The organism is Chryseobacterium sp. 14P4.3.2 (assembly GCF_057799275.1).
This window is the reverse complement of record NZ_JBYOKO010000003.1, coordinates 275,957-295,677: the sequence shown is the minus strand read 5'-3', so window position 1 is coordinate 295,677 and position 19,721 is coordinate 275,957. Positions and strand designations below refer to the sequence as shown.

The following is a 19,721-nucleotide window of genomic DNA, read 5'->3' as shown; positions in this document are numbered from 1 at the left end:
TAGTGGGTTTACTGTTTTTTAATATCATTATTCACTATCGGTATCGTAATCGTGTACCTGACTGGCAGATAACCCGAAATTTTTATAATATATTCCTGCATAGGTAGTCATACTCAGGTGTTCCTGATAAGGGCTCAACGAAAGAAGTGCCGCTACAGAATCCCAATAAGCACCAGGGTGCTGACCATAGGATGTGGTAGCAATACTATGAATTTGGAAAAACAAGCTGCAAGCCAGACAAGGTCGACGTGTACCGCCGATATAATTGAATTGTTTTCCGGCTTCCACAATTTTGGTTTCGGCATGTTGTTCTTCGTGTCCTTTAACAAATTCCAGTTTATAATCTTGATACGCTCCGTTGATCTCGGTTTCCAGTTTACCCAGATGTCGGGCTACACGTCCTGAATAGTTTTTTTTATCCGGAACGGTAAAATTTTTAAGCGTGTCTGACAATAATGCACTGAGCTCATTCTGCTTTTTGTTACTGGCTACATAAATCGTTTTTTCAGTATGATTGATTGCTGCCTGCACTTCGGTAAACGCCTCGTTCTGAGCCAAAAGAGCCGTCGATAAATGACGAACCAGTAACCGTTCGGGGCTCATCCCTTTATTAGGAGCGACAATCTCCTCGGTTACTCCGGTAAATAAATTGGACTGATGGACACGTTTGGCTAATTTCATTTTGCTACCATGCCGAGAAGATATTTTCTCTTTCAGCCCTTGACTTTTTTCTTTACGAATCTTTTTGGAGGCACTCAGTAATCTGGCTTTTTTAGGTGACGTTCCACCATCAGATTCATCATCTGCATCGGTTCCCGAGCTGTCGCTTAATACGGAAACCTTTTTTCTCTTTGTTTTTTTTGCGTCTCCTCCCTTACTACCTGCACTTAGTCCATCGGCATCTTTCATGCTAACCGGATTACCGATACAAAAAGCATATAAATTGAGACCATCGACGCCACCGGCCGGATCGGGTTTATTCCAGCGCATCAGCCAGGGAACATAGTAGCGATGTCCGTAGTAATATAATCCGGTAGTATCGTCCCGTTCTTTTCCTGAATACCGATAATTTTTAAGACTCACTTCCTGCTGATTCGGACCTGCAATAATAGACGTTCCGCCATACGGGAAATATTCTTCGTAACTAATCAGCAGTGCCTGATCGTCGACTTCAACTGCTACGGAATCCAGTTTGGTACAAAGCTGCCATCGGAATGAGCGGTCGCCGGTTTGCTTTTCCTTTTTATTGTCGTCGAGCTTCCAGTAGTGCATAATCAATAAACAGGTTTCGCCATCCATAATGCGTAAGGTTTCGCGTTCTAAAGTGGTGGTAGTATTATTATTGGTAACCGTTTGCTGTTGTTTTAAGGCATAGTTGCCAAAGTATACCGTACTTTCCATCATGTTTACAGTACCGCCGTTTGCCATTCTTTCGCTCACTTTTCGGGTGCGTTGTTCTGCACTGTCGTATACATAATAATCGGCATCATCTTCTTCTTCCGGGCGGATAATAATAGCGGCGCGCACCAGATTTTCGCAACAGTTATAATCCAGCGCCACGGGTTTATTGATCATAACCTGACGCAAATTCCCGGAGTCGTCGTACGTAATACCGGTTAAACGATTGGAATTCACCTCAACCGGTAAATCGCGGGTCCAGGAGGCCGATTTAGCAATATGTTTTAACTGAGTCAGGTTTCCGGAATTATCGTAGGTATAGCTTTCACTATAGTTTTCCAGTTTGTCATAATCAGAGGGTGCAACCGAAAATTTACTTTGCTTAAAGTCGTTGTTAACCACGTTATTCTGATAGGTGTTGGCTAATATTCCGGGATGCTGGTAGCCGTTTGCCGCCAACAAGCGGTATAAAATATCGTAGGTATAATCCGATAGGGGCACCACCTTCTGATTGTTATAAAAAATAGTATCCCTACTTAAATCCCGTAATCTTGTAATATTACCCACCGGATCGTATACATAGGTAATGTTTTGCAACAGCGAATTTTCGCCCAAAGTTACCAATCGGGTATTTTTAAGGGTGATCAATCGCTGTGTGGTCGCTTCGTAAGTACAAACCGTCGATGAATTGTTGGCAAAAACAATCCGGTTTCTTTGGTTTGAAGCGTTATATTCAATTCGGAGGATAACCGGTTTTGATTTTCCGTCCGGTAATTTCAGATCGATTGTTGCCAATAAGCCCGATTTTGAATAACTGCGTTGTGTTACAGTACCGTCGGCAGTTGTTTCGGTTAGTAAATCGCCTACAGCATTATAGATTTGTTCAAGTGATAAAGTGTTTGGATCTAACGGAACCTTTGCCGGATCGTTCCAATCGATGGCATCTTTGTAAACGGTAGTCATCTGGCGGCTTTTCGAAATCGATTGCCCGGTAAGTGCATACCTGTTAAATGTTACAATTCCCGATAAATCTTTTTGTTCGTACAATTTTCCGCGGAGGTTTAACGAGGCGGCATCCTGAATTTCTTCGCCATAAGTACACACTTCTACTAAAGGATATTGATCGACCGGAACAATCGGATCGCCATCAACATATCGCTTAACCCGTAGCGTTTTCTGACGTTGTAAACGATCGTAAGTAATGCGTTGGTTATACATTCTTGGTGTCCACGACCAACATAACAACCCCATGATATTGTTAAAATGAAACTCCATTCCGGCATCTGCACTTTCTGTGATCAGCGCACTTGTTTCGTTCATCTGATAGGTGTTGCGCTGATTAATATAATTGGCACCCGTAGTCGCATTCGTGTAATACAAACGTGGATCTATTTGCAGCAACACCCGGCTTTGTATATCGGTTTCGGAATAAGATGTTAATACGCCTTGCAACAAGATTAGGGTTATCTGTTCCTTTATACTATCGAATTTCGGAGCCAACTGCAATTCAAATCCAGGTTGATACGGTACAAAAATCGCGGTAAGCCATCCTTCGGCAGTAATATAACCGGCAATAACCAAAGCCTGTAAAATATCGGCACTCGTACTGCCGGAGCCCGTGGCAATGGTGTCGAATGTAGCAGCAGTAACTTTTCCCAGATTATTTGTTTGAAGCAAAAACTGTGTTCCGGTATTGTCGAAAACCTCGGTTGTGGGGGTATTATAACATTTGGCCGCCTTATCTAAAGTATTTTTTTCGTCCTGCTGTTCCTGATTCGGATTGACCGGATAATTAGCCATAAACGTTTTATAGTAATCCGAATCCAATACCGTATCGTTTGCATCGTAGGTTTTTTGTTCCCAGGCGGTAAAAGTGATTTGTGAAAAAAAGCCTTTCGGGTCGTCGGTACGAATTAACCGACCGAGAGGGTCATAATGCATTACCGAAGGGGGCGGCATAGTCCCTTCATTAATCAATGTCTGTTGATTTTCGTAATCGGATGTTGCACTAAAAAAAGGCAGGTATTGTTGTGCTACTAGTCCTTTATTATTGTATACGGTTCTGCCGGACGTATTCCAGCGTTCTTCGACCTCAACCAGTTTATTGTCGACATAAGCCAATCCCGGATCCACTAATTCTTTTTGTTCGATAATCCGGCCAAAACCATCTGAAAACTCAATCCGGATGCGACACTCTGAATTTTCTGCACCTTTATGAATAAAATTGGTTGCCGATAGAGATATAGCCGCCAACGGTTGTTTACGATCGGGCCAGTTATGCTCGTCGTAGAAAAAGTAAGTCAAAGCACCTTGTATATAGTAGTCCTGTTGGTCTAAAACCGATTGTATTGTGATTGGTGTTCCATCCGGTGCTGTGGTTCGTGTCTGATATTCTGCCGGAAAACCGCCGTACGGATACAGGAGCATGCTGCCTTCCAAATCGCCATTTTTAATTCCGAATAGAGACGAAACACGCACTTGTCCTAACGGGTCGTAAAGTACCTGCGATACATTACCATTAATATCCACCAACTGTTTGGGTGTACAGGTATGATAATCTAGTGTGAGTAGTTGTGTGTTTTTGATGTCGGTATCAGTATCAATATATTCTATTAATTCCACCACCTGAATATTATATGGTGAATCGTAGCCCATCTTCCCGCAAACCGACAATTCTGAATCGGCCGCAACAAAAGGGTTGATCACTTCATTAGGTAAGAAAAACAACTCCGGAGTATCGACTTTAAAATAAGTTTGTACCGTTCCGTTGTTCCACCAGTAGCCCGTTTCTTTATCGAAAATAAATCCGGCATTGGTAACAACATCATTCGTTAATTTTCCCTTATAGGCCGAATCGATATAATTTTGGGTAAACTGTGCTGTGGCAGTATACGCCTGTAATCCCCGTGAGGAGATTGTGAGTAATGGTAAAAAATTATCTTGTGTTTCATTCCAGAAATAATTGCGGGTCCAGGAAAACTGTAAAGCCGCAACCGCTTCTGCGGGTGATACTCCATAAGGAATGATATTTTGTAGCGCCTCTTCTATGAGGTGATTACAGTAATCGAAATCTATGTATTCTTTACCCGTTTCCAGAGCAAAGCCCGACAATTGAAACGCCTGCTCCTGGCCTACGATTCCCATCCAATACATTTCGTTTTCGTCGGTATTGATCACATCAGTCGTTGTAAAAGTCGCCAAGAGTTGTTGTTGTTCCGGATATAATGAAACACCGTTAGTTGATGGTGTACGGCGCGGCAGATAAACAGCACAGGCGCGTTTTACTGTACCACTTTGAGGATCTACTTCAAGTGTAAATTGCTGTTCTACCCGCGGATCGTTTGCGTTACGTTCATAATGATAAGCAATATGTTCCCGTGGATCGACACGGAAAACAGCATGCTCTTCATCGGATGCCGGCTGAACCAAAGCCACGCCATAATTAGCTTGTTCGACTGCATAAGGCACACTCGATTCGGGTTGATTATCTAATCCGTAAACTTCCGTCCGGATACGGCTTCCGTTTAAGGCTACAAAAGCTTCCCGAAACGTTTTGCCATTGGCGGCATAAATATCGGCAGCAAACACATTGTCCGGAAAATCGTAGGCATTAGCATCTCCCTTAAAGAAATCGGCCCGGTATTGCTCCTGTAATGCGTCATAACTTTCAAACACTCCGGTGTTAAACCATTTTTTGGTGTATACCGGAGGGACAAATAATTCTTTATTGATCTCGTTTACCGGGAACTCCTGATTCTGGATGGTCGTGGTAAACGTTTCGTAGGTTTGTGTATCCCATGTTTCTACAAAACCAAATCCGCGGAAACTTCTTTCCACAGGATCATAATATCCGTCGTGATAACCAAACTCCTGAACGTAGCACGATTGCGAAGCAGCATCCGTCTGCGTAATGCGGTCGATAACCTGAACCGGGAAAAACAACCGTGTTTTCCAAGGTTCTCCGGCTTGTTCATCTTCCAGATAAAAGCGTACCGAACTGGAATAATGCAAAGCCATTCGGCTACCGGTATTGTTATTGGTTTCGGTAAGCAAATAGGGTTTTAGTGTTACCATAGCGATATCCTGCGGATCGACTCCCGAAAAATTCAGGTAATAATGCCTTGGCGTATCGGTTAGTTTCGAAAAAATAAGGCAACTCGTTCCTGTTCCCAGTATATCGGCAAAATGAAGGCTATCTAACGGATCGAAAGATTCCGGTAAAGTAATAGTAATTGCGTCCGAAAAACTATTTCCGCTTTTATTGAGAAATACCTGAACCGTATTGCCTAATGCATATACAATATCCATAGTACCAGTGCCATTCAGATCGGCAAAATAGAATCGGGAAGCATCAAAACCGGCTTCAAAATATGGTGCATTTATTAATTGGATACGTTGCCCAAACCGGCCGTATCCTAAGTTAGGCCAACAATAAACCGTTCCGTTTGCCACGGCAACCCGATGCTGTAATCCGTCACCAAACAAATCAGCAAAAGAGACCGATGTTTTTCCGGAATTCTGACTTTGTAACGGGAACCCTTTCGGCGCCGGTACTTGTTGCGGTTCGCCATATCCAAAGTTTCCCAACCCGGGATAAACTGTCAGATAATCGTCCGAAGCCACTAAAAAATCCGATTTACCATTTCCACTCAAATCCACAGATTCCGTTCCGGCCAATGCACTTGGATATTGTTCAAAAGGTTGGAACGGTTCCCATCCTTGTCCTGTATTGGGATAATATCCGGGTGGACTGCTTACCATCAGGTCTTTAATTCCATTACCCTGTAAATCGGTAATGACACCCGAATCACCTACAGCAAAATCCGGTACGAGTTCCGGTTCTGAATAATGGCCGCTTCCTTTCGGATTGTAATAAAACGATCCGCTATCGCGGGTATATAAAATGCCGGGTAATCCGGCGCCATTTAAATCAACCGGAAGGAAATCGCCTGTATCGAGTTTTCCGGGAATAGTCCCATTATCTGCAACAGTTAATGTACTAAACGTTGCAGTTGGTGCCACATCAAATACCGAAAAAGTAAGCTCCAGATCTGGTTTTGCTAATAATTCGTAACTGCCATCACTTTGAATTCTGCATCCGGTAATGGTTACCTTTTTCAGGCAGGAAATTACTGCGGTCTGATCCGGTACCTTACTATAATCCGTTGTATCATAATAGGTAAGTTGCAAACGGTTTACCAGAAAAGGATTTCCGTTGTTTTCGTTTTCAAAATGATGAAACAACAATATATTTTGGCACCTTCGATAAGTACGCAATTCGAAGCCACTTCTAAACGAAGAAAACGGATCCGGTCGGCATGCCCACGGACGTACCTCAGCATAAGGGTCGGCCGCAGCTGTTGTTAAATTATCCAGTTCATGCGATCCGTAGTCAAAAATAACTTCGAAGGCAAATTTTTCTTCTTTGGTAGTATTGTAATAATTGCCGTAAAAAATACGGTCAATATAATTTCGTGTAAAGGCACCTCGATTTAAAATTCCGGTTTCCAGATCGTTTTCCCGTTGATATCGAAACTGAACTTTATTTCCTTTGGGATCGGTTATCGAAACGATTTGCCAACTAAAGATCCGGGCCGCATCATCGGGATCGGCAACACGCGCCTCGGGAACCGATCCATATTCCGATACCGTATTATTGGTTGCAAATGTACGCCAGAAGCTCTCACCGGTGGTTTGGTTTTTATGGTATTCGATACGGGAATAATCATCTTCCACACGTGGAAAATAAATACAAATACTCCATATATCACCTTGTTGATCGGTTTCAGTGCGGGTCGCATTTTCTCTAGGTACCAGTTCTTTTCCGGAAAAGAGAAAAATATCGGTTCCGTCATATTTGGGGATTCCCTTTTCGGTTCGAATTGTAAATTCGGGGATTTCGACATCCCAGCCTACACCAAAGATACTGTTACCCGATCCGGAATTGTAGGCCAACGAAAGGGACGGCGCTAACCCGCGACCAGCCGTTATGGGAACCGGGATTGTATAGGCTGCGGTTCCTGAAAATGAATTGGGTTGAAATGTTTCACCTATTCCTTTTATTGCTCCTCCTCCACCAGGCAGAGAAGTACCAGAGATCGATACTTTTTCCATAGCTATCATTTTGACTGATTGCAATTAAAAAATATTTAAATGCAGAATGACTTAAAACAAATAGAACCCAAACAAAAAGTTTACATTTTCTTCCTTGTGATCAAGTAAGTTAGACCTGTATATTGGGTTGCAAACAAAATAATTTCATAAACAATTATATACCTTAAAGATATGCACAAACAAAAGCATTAAATAGCGTATATATACCTAATTTACAATTATGTATAAATACCTATTTGCGAAGAAATATCTGTAACAACTCATACTAATTGAAATAGAAAAACAGTAGATACTTTCTGCAATAAAGGAACATTAATATCTGAATTGGTTTTCTGGCGTTAGGCTATAATCCACGGTTCACCATCTCTGAACAGTTTTCAGCTTCCCTGTTTTTTATGGTGTAGTTTTATAGTTTTCTCTATTTAGCAATATATAAGCTCCATGGGTTCCGGAACGGGGAGAGTGATCAGGGTGGTTAACTGGAGGTAGTTTTTATGATCGTTTTATGAGATTATTTGTGTTTATACTCTTTTGGGATATTATCAAATCTCGTTATGACTTCATTAATTTCATCCTCATTTAAATTTCCATCAATAAAATCATCAAGTATATTCGATAGAGGTTTTATGCAGTAACTTTTTAGTGGCTCTGAAGACTTCCCCTTTTTGAAGACTTAAAAGAACGTTAGTGACAACGGTATGTCAGGGCATAAAAAAAGACTGTCCTTTTGAGATAGTCCTATTATTATAAATCCGGGCATTCAAGTGTATTAGTATCCCAATAATACTGAGGAACCGGACTACCTGGACAATGATAGGAATGCATTCCCGGAGGACAAGTTTTCACACCTCCCTGCACACTTTTTAATTTCTCTCTGGAAATTTTCTTTGAATTTTTCATGGTATTTAGTTTTAGTTATGAGTTAAATATAGAGACAAATCTTCATATTATAATTTAACAAAAAATAGTTACCATAAATATGAGAATCAATAAAAAAGTCTACCTATTATAATTTTCATCAATATTTTAACAATCTTACAATTCAGAAATAAAAAAACGTATGCCATTCCTGACATACGTTTATATGATTTTTGTATAAGACTACTTTTACTTCCAGCCACCGCCTAAAGCCTGATAAAGCTCTACAGCAGCTTTCATTTTGCTGTATCGGGCATTGGAGATATTAAGTTCTGCATTCAATGAGTTAACACTTGCATTTAATACTTCAAGATAGTTTGCCATTCCATAGTTTACCAATTCCTGAGAATAGTCAACGGATTTTTTATAAGCATCCAGTTCATTTTCTTTTAATTCAATAAAAGAATCCTGTACCGAGAATACTCTGATAGCATCAGAAACTTCTTTTCCAGCAGTAAGAACGGTTTTTCTAAAGTTTAAATAAGCTGTTTCCTGATTAGCAAGACTTACATCATAGTTCGTCTTAATCTGTCTTTTGTTTAAAATAGGCTGTGCTAATCCGGCCACTACATTGGCAAATAATGAATTCACACTGAAAAGGTGATCAATATCTACAGACTGTAATCCTCCGCTTCCTGTAAGTTTCAGGGTCGGATAAAACTGGGCCTTGGCAGCATTCGTTAATTCAAAAGTATTCATCAGATTATATTCTGCTCTCATTACATCCGGACGGTTAGCTAATAACTGCGCAGGATAACCAAGTTTCAAATCAATTGGAAGTTTTTGACTTTCCAATGTAGATCTTTCAATAGCATGAGACGGCTCCCCCATCAAAAGACTCATTGTATTTTCAAGCAATTGAATCTGGGTATCAATGTCAATCAGCAGAGATTTTGCATTGAAAACAAGTGCTGCACTCTGCTGTACTGCTACTTCTGTAACGGTACCTGAAATTTTTAAAGCTTTGGTAGTTTCCAGATTCTTCTCGCGTACGGCAATGGTTTCCGAAATAATCTTCTTCTGTGAGTCAAATGTCAACAGCTGATAATAAGCCGAAGCAATAGAAGAAACAAGGCTGCTTTTTACTGCTTTGTGTGCTGCAACTGTCCCTAAATAAGTGGCTAGCTGTGCTTTTTCCTGTGCTTTCAGTTTACCCCAGATATCTGCTTCCCATCCAATACTCGCCGTAATGTCATACTGGTTCACATAACGTCTCGATCCGATAATCTGCCCAAACTGGGTGTTAATAGACTGAGTCTGGAATGTATAATTAGGTCCTATAGAAAGTGTAGGCTGATAGGCTGCTTTACTTTGCTTAAGATAAGCTTCTGCGGAACCGATACTTTGCAGAGCAATTCTGATATCTAAGTTGTTGTCTAAAGCTTTAGAAATATGTCCCTGCAGTATTGGATCGGTAAAAATCTCTTTCCATGAGATATCAGCCATATTGGTACTGTCAGAAGGAAGCATATCTGTGCGGAAAAGCTTTTCGTCCACAACGTCTTTCGGTCTTTCATATTCTTTTCTCGCCATACAGGACGAGATAGCTCCGAGTATGAAAACTGAAAAAGTGATTCCTTTTATGATGTTTAATAAACTCTTCATTATTTAAAATTAGAAGTTAGAATCCAGAAATTAGAAGTTAGTTTTAGTTTGGTAACTAAGCCTAACTTCTAAGATGTGAATCATTATTTTTTATTCAGCTAAATTGATTTCTTCTTTTTTGATAGGTTTAATTTTTTCCTGTAGTGTTTCAAAGATCACATACAGAACAGGAATTACAAATAACCCTAAAATAGTTCCTATCAATAGCCCGATTGCGGCACCCGTAGCAATAGATCTGTTACCTACTGCCCCAATTCCACTTGCCAGAACTAACGGCAGTAAACCGAAGATAAAGGCGAAAGATGTCATTAGAATAGGTCTTACTCTGGCTTTAGCTGCATTGATGGCTGACATTACAATAGTTTCACCATGATGTCTTCTCTGAACAGCAAATTCGACAATAAGAATTGCATTTTTCGCCAGTAGTCCCACGAGCATGATCAGGGCAATCTGGAAATAAATATTATTTTCCAAGCCCATAATCTTCTGTCCGAAGTAGGCTCCCATCACCCCAAGAGGAAGAGAGATAATAACGATCAACGGAAGAATATAACTTTCATACTGTGCAGAAAGGATAAAGTAAACGAAGATCAAACTAAGCCCAAAAATAAGAAGCGTCTGAGATCCTGAATTTAATTCTTCTCTGGTTAACCCGGTAAATTCTACTGCGTAGTTTTGATTCAGGGTTTCATTGGCTACCTGCTGCACAGCGGTAATGGCATCCCCGGAACTGTACCCTTCAGAGTTTGCTCCCGTTACTTTCACTGAGGTAAACAGGTTATAACGGCTTACAGATTGTGGTCCGTATGCTTTGGTAAGGGTTACAAACTGGGAGATCGGCGACATTACTCCTGAACCCGTTCTTACATAAAGCTCGTTCAGGTTATCAATACTTTTTCTATTATCCGGAAGAGCCTGAACCATTACTCTGAACTGCTTTCCGTATTTCGTAAAGTCAGCAGTATAGATTCCTCCTATATACCCCTGCATCGTAGCAAGGATATCACTTACGGAAACTCCAAGCTGCTTTGCTAACGGAACATTGATGTCCATTTGATACTGGGGATATTTTGTATTGAATGAAGTCTGAGCAAACTGAATCTCCGGTCTCTGCATCAGCTTACCGATGAACTCATTGGTTTTATTATCCAGATCAGCATATTCTCCACCTGATTTGTCCAGCAATACCATTTCAAAACCTGCACTGTTACCAAATCCCGGTACACTTGGCGGCTGAAAGAATACAACTTTAGCATCAGGAACGGCCCCTACAATTCCAAATAATCTTTTGGTAATATCATCAGAAGTCTGTCCATCTTTTTTCCTTTCTTCGAATGGTTTTAGTTTAATAAAGGCAAGACCATTATTACTCCCATTTCCGGATAAGAATCCTCTACCTGTAGAAATCGTTACGTTCTGTACTCCCGGAACTTTCAATGCTTTGGCCTGAAGTGTTTTCAAGGTGTTGTAAGTTCTTTCCATAGAAGCTCCCGGAGGAAGCTGAACATCTGTAAAGATAATCCCTCTGTCTTCTGTAGGTACAAACCCTTTCTTCATACTGCTGCTTGCCCAGAATAAGATCCCTCCGGTAACAGCGAAAATAATCAGGGTTACCCATTTATGTCTTAACAGGAATACAAATCCTCTTCCGTAACGTTCAGTAGTTGTTTTAAAAGCGATATTAAATTTATAGAAAAACTTCTGTAGCAGGTTTAAGTTCTTATATTCTGTATGATGCTCTTCGTGAGGTTTTAAGAATAATGAACATAAAACAGGGCTCAACGTTAATGCATTAATAGCAGAAATGATAATCGCTATAATCAGCGTAATACCAAACTGTTGGTAGAATACCCCTGTAGGGCCGGTAATAAACGTCACCGGGATAAATACCGCAGCCATTACCAAAGTAATAGAAATAATAGCCCCTGTGATCTCATCCATCGCTTCTACAGTTGCTTTTTTGGCATCAGAAATACCGTGCTCCATCTTAGCATGAACGGCCTCGACGACGACGATGGCATCATCCACCACAATACCGATGGCAAGTACCAATGCAAATAAAGTAAGCAGGTTTAATGAATATCCGAAAAGATTCAGGAAGAAAAACGCTCCTACAATAGATACAGGAACCGCAATGGCCGGAATCAGTGTAGATCTGAAATCCTGAAGGAATATATATACTACAATGAATACCAGGATAAATGCTTCAATAAGGGTATGTACCACTTTTTCAATGGAAGCATCAAGGAATTCATTGGTATCAAAGTTGAATGTATATTTGATTCCCTTAGGGAAAGTACTTTCTGCTGATTTCAGATAAGTTTTGATATTTTTAATAATTTCCTGAGCATTGGAACCTGGCGTCTGGAAGATCCCCATACTGATGGAGGGTGAATTTCCGTTCTCCCCGATTCCTGTATATGACTGACCTGCCAGCTCCACTTTGGCAACATCTTTCAGCATCAGGTTTTGTCCGTTTGCAAGAGATTTGATGATGATATTATCATACTGCTCTTTGTCGTTGAATTTACCTACATACTTAATGATATATTCAAAAGAACTTCCGCTGTTCTGGCCAATAGAACCCGCAGCGGCTTCTCTACTCTGCTCATTGATCGCATTGGTAACATCGGTAGGTGTTACTCCGTAAGCGGCCATTTTTGCAGGATCCAGCCAGATTCTCATCGAGTAGTTTTTACCTCCGAAAACGTTGGCATCTCCTACTCCATTTACCCTTTTCAGGTTTGGAATAATGTTGATATTTAAGAAGTTCTGAAGATACACATCGTCAAGGTCCTTATTTTCGGAATAGAACGACATATACATCAGGGCACTGGTCTGTTGTTTTTGAGTTACAACACCGGAACGTGTTACTTCAGAAGGTAACAGAGGCGTTGCTCTGGCAACACGGTTCTGTACGTTTACTGCTGCAATATCCGGGTCAATTCCCTGTTTGAAGAAAACCTGGATTTGGGCAGAACCGTCATTTCCTGCAGAAGAAGTGATATAATCCATTCCTTCCACCCCGTTGATCTGCTCTTCCAGAGGAACTACAACACTTTTCATTACAGTTTCCGCATTGGCCCCTGTATAGTTCGCTGTAACACTTACTGTGGGAGGTGCAATGTCCGGATACTGCGTAACCGGTAACGAGATCAGTCCCAGCACACCGAGAATCACAATCAAAATTGAGATTACCGTGGATAAAACCGGTCTGTTAATAAAGTTTTTTATCATTAGAATTTCGGTTTTATTGATTGAACAAGACTATCCATTTTAATTGGCTTCGGCTTCACTGCTGTTCCCGGTTTCAGTCCTCCGATACCAGCTGCAATGATGACTTCACCTTTGTTAACTCCTGATTTTACAAGAGCCATATTATCAATTCTGTCAATCACATTAATCACAACATTCTTGGCCGTATCTTTTTCTACTTTGTATACGTAAACAATACCTTGCTGCTCATAGGTAGCACTTTCAGGAACTACCAATACATTATCATAATGCTGAGGGAATCTGATGGTTCCACTGTTACCATTGCTTAATAATTTCTGAGCGTTGGAGAAGGCAACTCTGAACTGAATGGTCCCTGTGGTAGGGTCGATCTGCCCGGTAATAGCTTCAATTCTGCCCTTTTCTGGATACATGCTTCCATTGGCCAGCTGAAGCTCCACCATTGGTAAGTTTTTGATCTTCTCCGGCATAGAAGCTCCCGGAGATTTTTCAAGGAAATTAAAATACTCTTTTTCATTCATCGCGAAGTACGCAAAGATCTGAGAGGTATCAGAAATGGTTGTCAAAGGAGTCTGATCCGACGGCCCAACCAAACTTCCTACTTTTAACGGAAGTCTTCCGATCACTCCTGAAATAGGGGCACGGATAATAGAATATTCGATGTTGGCTTCTACCCCTTTATAATTGGCTTCTGCCTGTCTTTTAGCTGCATTGGCCTGTTGAAGCTGAGCCTGAGCCTGAGCAAGATTAGCCTGAGCAGTCTGCAGCTGTACGTTACTGATAATATTTTTCTGAACCAGAGGTTTGAGTTTGTTTACTTCAACCTGAGCAGCATTTACAGAAGCCTGAGCAGCGGCAATTGTAGACTCGGCGGCACCAATACCTGCCTTGGAAGCGGCTGCATTTTCATTCAGAATATTGGTTTCCAGACGGAACAGGGGCTGTCCTTTTGATACATATTGTCCTTCATCTACCAATACCTGAGTAATATACCCCTGTATTTTTGCACGTACATCATTGTTTACCCTGCCCTGGATGGTAGCCGGAAACGTCTGATAACCTACTATATTTTTTGACTCCACAGAAACCACAGGAAATGGCTTTGCACCATCCTGTTTCGGAGCTTCTTTTTTGCAGGCAGTCAGTGAAAACGCTGCAATAGAAAGTATAACTAGCTTATTATTCATTTTATAGTTTATTAAGAGATTCCTGAATATTTTCTATGTTTTTGTTTAAGAGTGTTTTGTAATGTTCTATTCTTTCGTTGTATCCATCGTCTTTACTTTTTTTAAAGTTGTCTAAATCATCTAGTAGTTTTAATTCGTCCTGCATTTTTTGAACTATTTTCTCGAATCGTATTTTCTTGTATTCATCATTGAGGAAAAAATACCGTTTCCGCTCATCCATTTTGTTGTGATCTATAATAAGTTCCGCATTAAGTAACAGCGAAATACTTGTAGAAACAGAGCTTTTACTTGCTGAAAGCACTTCCACAAACTCATCAAAAGTAATTCCTACTTTCTCATAATCAAAAAGAAGGTAGGAATAGATTTTCGAGGCTAATGGGGGTAGGTTGAAAATGGTGCCATAGAATTTTACAGCATCCTGAAATATTTTTTCATCAACTTCTATACTTTGGTGCATAATATAAAAATTTCAGCAAATGTAAATATTAGTTCGGAACCAAACGAACAAACTTGATAGAGATTATAAATACAGGGTGTTTTAAAAATTCAATGAGAATAGATTTAACTTTTTGCTCAAATTATAATCTTCTCAAAAGCTTTCCTCATTCCCCCGGCCAGAAGAACTTCTCCACAATAGGAATATCCTTTGCCTTCAAGGATTTTGAGCATGGCCATATTATCATGATTAGTATCTACTTTTACACTCTGGATTCCATGGGATCTGGTAAAGTCTTCAATATGGTCAAAAAGTTTTTTCACCATTCCCTGCCCTGCAAATTTCTCATCTACAGCCACTCTGTGAACCACCACAAATTCTCCGTTGCTCAGCCAGGTTCCTTCAATTTTGCTGTAAGCCGGCTCGTCATTTAAAATCAGTGCTGCATACACTGCAATTTCGTCATCTACACAAAGAACATATCCGAATCCTTTAGCGATATCACTTTCTACTGTCTCAAGGTTAGGATAGCCATTCTGCCATTGTGTACTTCCATCCTGTCTTCTTCTTTCAATAGACTGCTGGATAATTCCCCAAATAATGTCTCTGTCTTCAATTTCCGTTTTTCTCAGTTTGATTTCTGAATTCATTTTATTATTATGTGCTAAAAAGTTGATCAAGAGTTTAAAAGATTGATAAATTCACAAAGCCAGAAACCTGCTAAAGACCAGAATCATTAAAAGCAAGTGCTGCCCCTTCTATTCATTTAATCTTTTTAATCTCTTAATTGTTAAGATTATATGATTAATTAAAAAAACCGAAAACTAATTAAAATTAATTTTCGGTTCGAAGTAGTAAAATTTAAAATTATGAAATTGTTTTATTAATTTTCATTTTGTTGAAGATAAGCATCTATAATTTCAAATGCTTTTTTTTCATCTTCCAGATCTACCATTACTTTCAGCGACGTGGCTGTAGGTGTGGTAGTGAATGTAAGATAATTGTTCTCAACGGTGTTTGTAATTTGTGCATCATCCAATTTAGACTTAACCAACTGAATTTCTGAAGGGTTATCACTTTCATAAACCGATACTCTCGTGCTTCTTTCCATATTCTAATTGTTTGAATATCTAAAAATACAATATTTCGTTGAGAATTACAAATCTTTTCGGGTTAAATTTTATTAATATTGTCTTCAATCTTATCTAATGCCAATTGAATTTCTTCTTTGGTAACGTTCAGGTGGGGTCTGAAACGCAGGGTCTGATCTCCACATGGAAGAATGATCAAACCATCCTTGAAAAGCTCATTCATGAGAAGGTTTCTCTGTGCTCCTGATGGAAGGTCAATAGCACACATTAAACCTCTTCCTCTTGCATTGGAAATTTTTTCAGGATATTTTTCAGCTAAAGCTTTAAGGCTTTCCAACAGAAAATTACCTACTACTCTTGCATTTTCTACAAGATTTTCTTTTTCAATGACTTCCATTACCAACTGGAAACGAAGCATATCTATAAAGTTCCCTCCAAATGTAGAGTTGATCCTGGAGCTTTCTCTGAACACGTTATTCGGAACTTCGTCAAACTTTTCTTTGTTGGCCAACACTCCGCAAACCTGCGCTTTTTTACCGAACGAAATAATGTCCGGCTTTGCAGTGAAATGCTGGAAGGCCCACATTTTTCCTGTAATGGCAATCCCCGTCTGCACTTCGTCGAAGATTAATAAGATTTCATTATCATCACAGATTTTTCTTAGGCCCACTAAAAATTCATCTCTGAAATGGTTGTCTCCTCCTTCTGCCTGAATAGGTTCTATGATGATACACGCTACCTTGTCCGGGTTCATCAAAATAGCTTCCCCAATCTGTAATAGAGCAAGGTTTTCATTCTTGATGGTTTCTTCAAGATTTTCTTCTGTGATAGGGAATGTCAGTTTTGGATTTAAAATTCTTGGCCATTCAAACATTGGAAAATACTGGTATTTTCTTGGATCTGAAGTATTGGTAAGGCTTAAAGTATATCCACTTCTTCCATGGAAAGCCTGTTTGAAGTGAATACAAATTCCGGCTTCTGTCTGAAGTCCTTTTTCAAAATTTTTGCGGGTTTTCCAGTCGAAGCATGCTTTCATTGCATTTTCAACGCCCAGAGCTCCACCTTCGATAAAGAAAGCATATTGTAATTCTTCAGGGATAACTACTCTTTCAAATACCTCTAAAAAATGAGCATATTCTTCTGAGTAAACGTCTGCCAAAGTGGGTTTGTTAACTGCCATTCTTCCCAGCCATTCTGATCTTTCTAGAAGATAAGGGTGATTGTATCCAATGGAAGCAGATGCGAACATAGAGAACATATCCAGATATTCTCTATCAGTAAGTTTGTCGTAAAGCCATGATCCGTGAGATTTTTCAATATCCATCACGAAATCAAAACCGTCTGCCAAAACGTGTTTTCCTACTGTTTCTTTTACTTTATTTACTTTTATATCTAATGTTTGTTCCATAATAAATTGTTGTGTGATTTAATAAGTGAATGATTAAACGGCCTGGTGAATGAGCCATTTAATCATTCAGGTTATTAATTTTTATTGTTTTTTTTGATTGCTTAAACCAAATCTTTTATAAATCAAACTTAATCCCTTGTGCTAAAGGAAGTTGAGCTGTATAATTTATAGTATTGGTTTGTCTTCTCATATAGTATTTCCAGGCGTCTGATCCGGATTCTCTTCCTCCTCCGGTTTCTTTTTCTCCACCGAAAGCACCACCGATTTCAGCACCGGAAGTTCCGATATTGACGTTGGCAATACCACAGTCTGAACCTGCATGAGATAAGAACAGTTCGGCTTCTCTTAAATTCTGGGTCATGATTGCAGAAGAAAGTCCTTGCGGAACATCATTCTGAATAGCAATAGCTTCTTCCAGCGTTTTGTATTTGATCAGATATAAAATGGGTGCAAAAGTTTCGTGTTGTACGATTTCGTAAGAGTTTTTCACCTCTGCAACGCAAGGTTTTACATAGCAGCCTGATTCGTATTCTTTTCCGCTTAAAACACCACCTTCAACAGCGAACTTTCCGCCTTCTTTTTTACATTTTTTAATAGCTTCTGCATATTGGTTTACAGCATCTACATCGATCAAAGGACCTACATGGTTCGTTTCGTCCAATGGATTACCTATTTTCAGCTGTCCGTAAGCTTTTACCAATCTTGTTTTTATTTCTTCATAAACGCTTTCATGGATGATCAGCCTTCTGGTTGAGGTACATCTCTGTCCGGCAGTTCCCACGGCCCCGAATACGGCTCCGATGATAGACATGTCGATATCAGCTTCTTTTGTAATGATAATCGCATTGTTTCCTCCCAACTCAAGAATAGATTTTCCGAATCTTTCTGCAACTTTAGAAGAAACCATTCTTCCTACTCTTGTAGAACCGGTGAATGATACCAGCGCTACTCTTTTATCATCAACCAGCTTTTGTCCTATTTCATGGTCAGATACCAATACACTGGAAATTCCTTCAGGAAGATTATTTTCCTTTAAAACTTCAGTCATAATATTTTGACATGCAATGGCACAAAGTGGTGTTTTTTCTGATGGCTTCCAGATGGTAACGTTACCACAGATCCATGCTAAAGCGGTGTTCCATGACCAAACTGCTACCGGAAAGTTGAATGCAGTAATGATTCCCACTACGCCAAGCGGATGATACTGCTCGTACATTCTGTGGCCCGGTCTTTCTGAATGCATAGTGTACCCCTGAAGCTGCCTGGAAAGTCCCACTGCAAAATCACAGATATCAATCATCTCCTGAACTTCACCCAGCCCCTCCTGTAATGATTTACCCATTTCATAAGAAACAAGTTTTCCAAGGTCATCCTTATATTCTCTTAGTTTTAATCCAAGCTGTCTTACGATCTCACCTCTTTTGGGAGCCGGAATCAGCCTGAATTCCTGAAATGCTTTTTGAGCCGTTTCAATTACTTTGTCATAATCACTTTCTCCGGAAGTTTTTACTTTAGCGATCAGCTTTCCATCCACAGGAGAGATGCTTTCTATCATCTTTCCCGAAGCGAAATATTTCCCGCCTGCTGAGGTACCTTTGTTTTCTTCTTTAATACCTAAGTTTTTCAGTGTTTTCTCAATTCCGAAATCCTTTACTTTTTTTGACATAAAATCTTACTTTTCGTTCTCTCTAAAGATAAAAATATTATGCGAACCTCAAAACTTTAATTTTTAACGTGCTTTTTATTTGGACTAATTATAAACATGCTTATCTTTGCAGTGTAATCTTTTTGATATTGACCAATGGAAAATTCACAAGAAAATAACTCAAAGTTTAAAAAGTGGTTTAAGCGAGTGGGATGGGCAGGATTAGCTTTCTTTACGATTAAAGGCTTAATATGGCTCGTAATATTCTACTTTGGAGCAGACACCCTTCAGAGTTGTATAAAATAAAAAAGCAGAGAAAAATTTCTCTGCTTTCTTTTGTACTAAAGTTGACTGAATTGTTATTTTTTCATTAAGACGTTTAAAAAACACCTGTTTTTTATCTTTTCTGTAATCTGAAAACCGGCAAGAACTGAATGTTTTCATTTGTTTATTGACCAAAAAGCGGTTTTTCAAGCCTTAAAATTTGTTTTCCTAATTCTCTTTTTTCTTTCTCCCTGAATTGATGAGGCTCTCATGCAGCAGATATTCAATCTGTCCATTCACACTTCTGAATTCATCACCTGCCCATTTTTCAAGTAGTTTGTACGTCGACTCATCTATTCTTATTACAAAGGATTTTTTGCCTTTGCTTTCTGAAGAGCTTTGAGCTTTTTCTGATTTCATT

At 39.7% G+C, this 19,721-nt stretch carries 11 protein-coding genes; all 11 read right to left on the bottom strand.

Features of this window, described 5'->3' with window-relative positions; all coding sequences use genetic code 11:
* Positions 1–27 precede the first annotated feature (27 nt).
* A complete protein-coding gene (locus AC27VX_RS06960) occupies positions 28–7,512 on the bottom strand; it encodes a SpvB/TcaC N-terminal domain-containing protein (RefSeq protein WP_488694621.1) in 7,485 nt (2,494 codons plus the stop codon).
* A gap of 744 nt (positions 7,513–8,256) precedes the next feature.
* Positions 8,257–8,412 (bottom strand): bacteriocin-like protein, encoded by a 156-nt coding sequence (locus AC27VX_RS06955; RefSeq protein ID WP_488694619.1) that lies wholly within the window; start codon positions 8,410–8,412, stop codon positions 8,257–8,259.
* A gap of 207 nt (positions 8,413–8,619) precedes the next feature.
* Positions 8,620–10,035, bottom strand: coding sequence for an efflux transporter outer membrane subunit (locus AC27VX_RS06950; RefSeq protein ID WP_236859111.1), 1,416 nt, complete (start codon positions 10,033–10,035; stop codon positions 8,620–8,622).
* A gap of 90 nt (positions 10,036–10,125) precedes the next feature.
* Positions 10,126–13,272 (bottom strand): efflux RND transporter permease subunit, encoded by a 3,147-nt coding sequence (locus tag AC27VX_RS06945; protein WP_236859110.1) that lies wholly within the window; start codon positions 13,270–13,272, stop codon positions 10,126–10,128.
* Complete coding sequence (locus tag AC27VX_RS06940; RefSeq protein ID WP_236859109.1) at positions 13,272–14,456, bottom strand: efflux RND transporter periplasmic adaptor subunit; 1,185 nt, start codon at positions 14,454–14,456, stop codon at positions 13,272–13,274. The genes AC27VX_RS06945 and AC27VX_RS06940 overlap by 1 nt, the downstream gene beginning before the upstream one ends.
* 1 nt (position 14,457) lies before the next feature.
* A complete protein-coding gene (locus AC27VX_RS06935; RefSeq protein ID WP_236859108.1) occupies positions 14,458–14,913 on the bottom strand; it encodes a transcriptional regulator in 456 nt (151 codons plus the stop codon).
* A 116-nt stretch (positions 14,914–15,029) separates the two neighbouring features.
* Positions 15,030–15,542, bottom strand: a complete 513-nt coding sequence (locus AC27VX_RS06930) for a GNAT family N-acetyltransferase (RefSeq protein WP_236859107.1) — start codon at positions 15,540–15,542, stop codon at positions 15,030–15,032.
* Between the two features lie 233 nt (positions 15,543–15,775).
* Complete coding sequence (locus AC27VX_RS06925; RefSeq protein ID WP_065394573.1) at positions 15,776–16,003, bottom strand: DUF2007 domain-containing protein; 228 nt, start codon at positions 16,001–16,003, stop codon at positions 15,776–15,778.
* 62 nt (positions 16,004–16,065) lie between these two features.
* Positions 16,066–17,391: an L-lysine 6-transaminase gene (gene lat / locus AC27VX_RS06920; protein ID WP_488694615.1), complete on the bottom strand. Its 1,326-nt coding sequence runs from the start codon at positions 17,389–17,391 to the stop codon at positions 16,066–16,068.
* A gap of 115 nt (positions 17,392–17,506) precedes the next feature.
* The gene (gene amaB / locus AC27VX_RS06915; RefSeq protein WP_236859105.1) at positions 17,507–19,057 is read right to left on the bottom strand and encodes an L-piperidine-6-carboxylate dehydrogenase; all 1,551 of its coding nucleotides are present in this window, start codon (positions 19,055–19,057) and stop codon (positions 17,507–17,509) included.
* A 471-nt stretch (positions 19,058–19,528) separates the two neighbouring features.
* Complete coding sequence (locus AC27VX_RS06910; RefSeq protein WP_236859104.1) at positions 19,529–19,720, bottom strand: type II toxin-antitoxin system antitoxin; 192 nt, start codon at positions 19,718–19,720, stop codon at positions 19,529–19,531.
* Position 19,721 lies beyond the last annotated feature (1 nt).

Bases quoted from the DNA above. Each gene is read 5' to 3' on its own strand.
- amaB (WP_236859105.1), bottom strand. From the start codon at position 19,057: ATGTCAAAAAAAGTAAAGGATTTCGGAATTGAGAAAACACTGAAAAAC.
- AC27VX_RS06910 (WP_236859104.1), bottom strand. From the start codon at position 19,720: ATGAAATCAGAAAAAGCTCAAAGCTCTTCAGAAAGCAAAGGCAAAAAA.
- lat (WP_488694615.1), bottom strand. From the start codon at position 17,391: ATGGAACAAACATTAGATATAAAAGTAAATAAAGTAAAAGAAACAGTA.
- AC27VX_RS06935 (WP_236859108.1), bottom strand. From the start codon at position 14,913: ATGCACCAAAGTATAGAAGTTGATGAAAAAATATTTCAGGATGCTGTA.
- AC27VX_RS06960 (WP_488694621.1), bottom strand. From the start codon at position 7,512: ATGGAAAAAGTATCGATCTCTGGTACTTCTCTGCCTGGTGGAGGAGGA.
- AC27VX_RS06940 (WP_236859109.1), bottom strand. From the start codon at position 14,456: ATGAATAATAAGCTAGTTATACTTTCTATTGCAGCGTTTTCACTGACT.
- AC27VX_RS06950 (WP_236859111.1), bottom strand. From the start codon at position 10,035: ATGAAGAGTTTATTAAACATCATAAAAGGAATCACTTTTTCAGTTTTC.
- AC27VX_RS06925 (WP_065394573.1), bottom strand. From the start codon at position 16,003: ATGGAAAGAAGCACGAGAGTATCGGTTTATGAAAGTGATAACCCTTCA.
- AC27VX_RS06930 (WP_236859107.1), bottom strand. From the start codon at position 15,542: ATGAATTCAGAAATCAAACTGAGAAAAACGGAAATTGAAGACAGAGAC.
- AC27VX_RS06945 (WP_236859110.1), bottom strand. From the start codon at position 13,272: ATGATAAAAAACTTTATTAACAGACCGGTTTTATCCACGGTAATCTCA.
- AC27VX_RS06955 (WP_488694619.1), bottom strand. From the start codon at position 8,412: ATGAAAAATTCAAAGAAAATTTCCAGAGAGAAATTAAAAAGTGTGCAG.